This window comes from Vibrio sp. 970, from assembly GCF_033339075.1.
The window spans coordinates 1-786 of sequence record NZ_JAWOTW010000210.1; the positions used below are offsets into that span (position 1 = coordinate 1).

1 protein-coding gene and 1 pseudogene are annotated in these 786 nt (G+C 45.4%); one reads left to right on the forward strand and one right to left on the reverse strand.

The features are described from left to right. A pseudogene (locus R7Q11_RS25735) lies at positions 1-352 on the forward strand (CAI-1 autoinducer synthase); the annotation flags it as partial. Between the two features lie 77 nt (positions 353-429). Here R7Q11_RS25735 and R7Q11_RS25740 read toward each other — a convergent pair. Further along, positions 430-786: response regulator (locus R7Q11_RS25740; protein WP_225466947.1), on the reverse strand; the 357-nt coding region annotated here is incomplete at its 5' end.

The window sequence follows — 786 nt, forward strand, 5'->3', positions numbered from 1 at the left end:
CGTGCGTCTAGAAAAAACACTTGAGGTAATTAAAGCGGCTGACGACAAACGTGAATGTTTGTTCAAGCGAGCCAAAGAACTCGCCATCGGATTAAAACGTATTGGGGTTAACATTCGCAGCGAATCGCAGATTATTGCTCTTGAGTGTGAAAGTGAGAGAAACACTGAACGAGTACGAGACTTTCTTGAAGAAAGAGACGTTTTCGGTGCGGTGTTTTGCCGACCTGCCACGGGCAGAAACAAGAACATCATTCGATTTTCTGTCAATGCCGACATGACAGCTCAACAAGTGGATCACGTCTTATCGGCTTGTCAGGAGGCATTTGACCATCCCGACTTAGAGTTTGTGTAAGTTGATTCGTAGTGGACGCTGAGCCTACGCTTGGCTCCAGTGAAAGATCAGAGCTCAGTTCGATCCTGAGCTCTGTTTTAAATCCAGTTAGCAATTTTATCGAAAAGGCGATTCTTATCAGCGGGTTTAACGATAAAGGCGGACATGCCGGAGGAGCCTATTTTATCTAGCGTCACAGGAGAACTGTCTCCCGTATGCGCAATAATCGGCACAGACGCATACGGCTTTTCTGAGTTACGGATACGTCGCGACGCTTCTACTCCGTCCATGATTGGCATCTCAATATCCATTAAAATCAGATCGATATTTTCTTTTTCAAGAGTGTCCAATGCTTGCTGACCATCTTCCTTTTGTACCACTTCAAATCCCTGCTTCTCTAGTAACATCGCCGTAAACTTACGCAGAGACTCGTTATCATCCACAACCATGATGGT